Source organism: Mycobacteriales bacterium, from assembly GCA_036497565.1.
Lineage (GTDB): Bacteria > Actinomycetota > Actinomycetes > Mycobacteriales > QHCD01 > DASXJE01.
In genome coordinates this window covers 1-3,623 of record DASXJE010000193.1, presented here as the reverse complement: position 1 = coordinate 3,623, position 3,623 = coordinate 1, and the positions used below count along the sequence as shown (strand labels likewise).

Below are 3,623 nucleotides of genomic sequence, written 5' to 3'. Positions count from 1 at the left end.
GGAGCCCCGGCGACATCGGCGGCGTGGTCGTCCTCGACGAGGACGGTGTGCGGGTACGACGTCAGCACCCGCTGCAGGGCCCGGGCCCGCGACGCGGACACGGCCGCGCCGGTCGGCACCTGAGCCCGCGGGGTCACGACGACGGCACGGCAACCGGCCGCCAGCGCGACCCGGAGCTCGTCCGCGCGCATCCCGTCGTCGTCGACGGCCACCGGCTCGGCCGTCAGGCCCATCGCGGCGAGGAGATCGGTGAGGTTGGACCAGGCCGGATCCTCCACCGCGACGCGGTCGCCGGGCCGCAGGTGCGCCTGCAGCCCACGCTCGACCGCGTCCAACGTGCCGTGTACGACGGCCAGGTGCGTTGCCGGCACCCGGTCCGCGGCCAGCCGACGGCGGCTCGCCGCCGCGAACCGCTCGGCGACGTCGGGGGCGCCGTACCCGCGCCCCGCCGAGACCGCAGCGCCATGGCGCAGCGCGTCGGCCGACCTCGGTAGCAGTCTCGATGCGGGCTGCCCGTCGCTGAGGTCGCGTACGCCGGCCGGCGCCGGGGCGATGTCGGCCGGCACCGGTGCGGTGGCCGGGCGGCGGCGGACCCGGGTGCCGCGACGGCCGGCGGTCTCGACGACCCCGCGATCGCGAAGAATCCGGTAGGCGGTCGCGGCGGTGTTGGGATTGACCCCCAGCTCGTCGGCCAGGCTGCGGATCGGCGGCACCAGGTCCCCCGGGCGAAGCGCACCCTTCGCCACGGCATCCTCGACGCTGCCAGCGATATCTCTGGCCGTCGAGCCGCCGAGCCGGTAACGTACCACCACAGAACGGATTATGTACTAGTACGTCAGGAGCCACAAGGTGCCAGCCTCCGAATATCCGCCGACGCCGCGTACGACGCCCGTCCGACTGGCCGAGCGCGCACGCTACGACCGCGAAACGGTGCACGCCGTGCTGGACGAGGCCCTGATCTGCCATGTGGCGCATGTACGGAACGGCGTGCCCGTGGTGATCCCGACCATCCATGCCCGCGACGGCGAACGCCTCTACCTGCACGGTTCGACCGGATCGACGCTCGCCCGCTCCGGCGGCGACGGGATCGAGGTCTGCCTCGCCGTCACCGTCATCGACGGCATCGTCCTGGCACGGTCGGCGTTCCATCACTCCATGAACTACCGCAGCGTGGTCGCGCACGGCGTTGCCCGCTTGGTGACCGACCCGGCCGAACGCCGCCACGCGCTCGATGTCGTCGTCGACCACGTCCGCTCCGGACGCTCCGCGGACTGCCGACCGCCGAGCAACAAGGAGCTCGCCGCGACGAGCGTGCTGGTGCTGGACCTGAATGAGGTGTCGGCGAAGTGCCGCACCGGCGATCCGGTCGACGAGCCGGAAGATCTATCGGGCCCGTGGTGGGCGGGTGTCGTCCCGGTCGGCACCGTTCTCGGTCAGCCGGAGCCGGCAGCCGACCTGGCGCCCGACGTCAGCGGCCCCTGAGGTCCAGCGACGGCGAGTTCCTTTCGCCGCTGATCCGAGCGGCGCAGCGCGTCATTGAAGATGCCCATGTTGAACCAGGTGGGGAACGCCCGGGCGAGCCTGCTCGGCCCGAGCAAGCGGGCGTCGCCGTTGGCCACGAGTTCGCGGAAGGGAACCAGCCCCACGAGCCAGCGGTGCATCTGCGCAGTGTCGGCCTCGACGGCGAGATCGACGTCGTGGCCCTGGTCGTCCTTGCACACACTGACGCCAGGACGCTCGATCTCCAGCCATCCCTCAGCTCCGCCGGTCCCGGTGAGAACGAGATGGACGACGGTGCGGCTCGACGGGAGCTTTGCGGGAATCGCGTGCTGGTGCAGACGCCAGATGACCGAGAGACCGTCACAGTCCTCATCGCTCGGGTCGCCGAACATCCACTCCGCGGCCCAGTGCCCCATCGCCCATACGATCGGCGTCAACGCCTCGCCGGCCGGCGTGAGGGCGTATCGACCGGTCCGGCCGCGCTCGCCGACCTCCCGATCGACGAGCCCCAACCGTTCCAGCTGGCGTAGCCGCTGGGCGAGAAGTGTGCGACTGACCCGCGGGATCCCGCGGTGGATCTCGTTGAAGCCACCGGCGCCGACCATCAGCTCGCGGATGACCAGCGGCGTCCATCGATCACCCAGCACATCAACCCCGATGGAGATCGGGCAGTAGTCGGCGTAGCTGGCCATGACCTCTATCTTCGCGCGGCGACCCGGGTCGAGTAGTACGAATCCTGTACCCGCTCGCCGCCTTTCAGGCGGCGGCGTGCGGCCAGCCGTCCCGTTTGGGGCAATTCCACGGACCCGTGACCGTCTCTGACCGGTACGACACCGTCACTGGTCGGGCGGGCGGCACTCACACATCCTTGATGACAGGCGGCCGATCGGGCCGTGTCCGCACGGGAGGCGTAATGACAGTCGTGGCCAGCCAGAACGAACTGGCAACCATCAAGGCGCAGCAGCAGAAAACCTGGGCGAGTGGGGACTTCTCGGTCATCGCATCGAGAATCGTGCTCGTCAGCGAACTGCTCGCCGACGCCGCCGATCTGCGCGCCGGGTCCCGGGTCCTCGACGTCGCATGCGGGAACGGCAACGCGACGCTGGCCGCGGCGCGGTCCGGCGCGTACGCCGTCGGCGTCGATTATGTGCCGGCCCTGCTGGAGGACGGGCGGGCCCGGGCGCTCGCGGAGGGACTCGATGTCGAGTTCCGGCTCGGCGACGCCGAGGATCTGCCGGCCGAGGACGGATCGATGGACGCCGTTCTCTCCGTGTTCGGGACCATGTTCGCCCCCGACCACCAACGGACCGCGGACGAGATCGTGCGGATCACCCGGTCGGGCGGGACCGTCGGACTGGCGTCGTGGACGCCGGACGGCTTCATCGGCGAGATGTTCCGGATCATCACCTCGCACGTGCCGGGAAAGCCCGGAGTGCAGTCGCCGTTGCTCTGGGGTACCGAGCAGCACGTCGTCGAGATCTTCGGCAACGCCGTGAACCGTGCCCGGTCCGAGGAGCGGACGTGCACGTTCCGGTTCACCTCGCCGGAGGAGTTCGTCACGTTCTTCCGGCGCTGGTACGGCCCGACGCTGAAGGCGTTCGAGGCACTCGACGAAACCGGGCGCTCCGCTCTCGCGGCCGACCTTGCCGACCTGGCCCGTCGTTCGGACCGACACGGTGACGGCGGCAGCATCGCCATTCCTGCTCGGTATCTGGAATCCGTCCTCGTTCTGCGCTGAGCAGCGGACGATGCCTACGACCGTCACCGGGCCCTGAGGCCGGCGTCAACAGAATCTGGTGCCGGGCGCCGGCGGGCAGGCGTGTGCGGCGATGCCGGCCGGCTGAGGCGCGACACTGGGTGTCGCCTTCGCGGGCGATGACCCCGGAAGGATGAGCACCAGGAGCGCGACGGTGACGGCGATCGTCAGCACGGCGACTGCCGCGACCCTGCCGACGACCGTGCGGGGAATTGCGTGCCTGCTGTGAACCGATGGTGATGCGACGGTGGTCATGGCAACGATCCTTCTTCGGTCTCGGGAACTGGTCTTGCGACCGTATGGCGACCGGACCGGTGCCTACATCGGGAGAGACTCCCCACGTTTCTCGCCGTACCCCCCAAATTAC

General features: G+C 70.2%; 5 protein-coding genes. 2 read left to right on the top strand and 3 right to left on the bottom strand.

Annotation, left to right across the window (positions count from 1 at the left end):
- On the bottom strand, positions 1-812 hold an 812-nt coding region (locus VGH85_16200), incomplete at its 3' end, for an aminotransferase class I/II-fold pyridoxal phosphate-dependent enzyme (protein ID HEY2175349.1).
- Between the two features lie 37 nt (positions 813-849).
- Here VGH85_16200 and VGH85_16195 point away from each other — a divergent pair.
- A complete protein-coding gene (locus tag VGH85_16195; protein ID HEY2175348.1) occupies positions 850-1,482 on the top strand; it encodes a pyridoxamine 5'-phosphate oxidase family protein in 633 nt (210 codons plus the stop codon).
- Here VGH85_16195 and VGH85_16190 read toward each other — a convergent pair.
- Positions 1,434-2,192: a helix-turn-helix domain-containing protein gene (locus VGH85_16190; protein ID HEY2175347.1), complete on the bottom strand. Its 759-nt coding sequence runs from the start codon at positions 2,190-2,192 to the stop codon at positions 1,434-1,436. The genes VGH85_16195 and VGH85_16190 overlap by 49 nt on opposite strands.
- 221 nt (positions 2,193-2,413) lie before the next feature.
- On the opposite strand from VGH85_16190, the gene VGH85_16185 reads away from it, so the two are divergent.
- Positions 2,414-3,238, top strand: coding sequence for a class I SAM-dependent methyltransferase (locus VGH85_16185; GenBank protein HEY2175346.1), 825 nt, complete (start codon positions 2,414-2,416; stop codon positions 3,236-3,238).
- 45 nt (positions 3,239-3,283) lie between these two features.
- Here VGH85_16185 and VGH85_16180 read toward each other — a convergent pair whose 3' ends face one another.
- Positions 3,284-3,511 carry a hypothetical protein gene (locus VGH85_16180; GenBank protein HEY2175345.1) on the bottom strand — a complete coding sequence of 76 codons (228 nt, stop codon included), beginning with the start codon at positions 3,509-3,511 and terminating at the stop codon, positions 3,284-3,286.
- Positions 3,512-3,623: the final 112 nt, after the last annotated feature.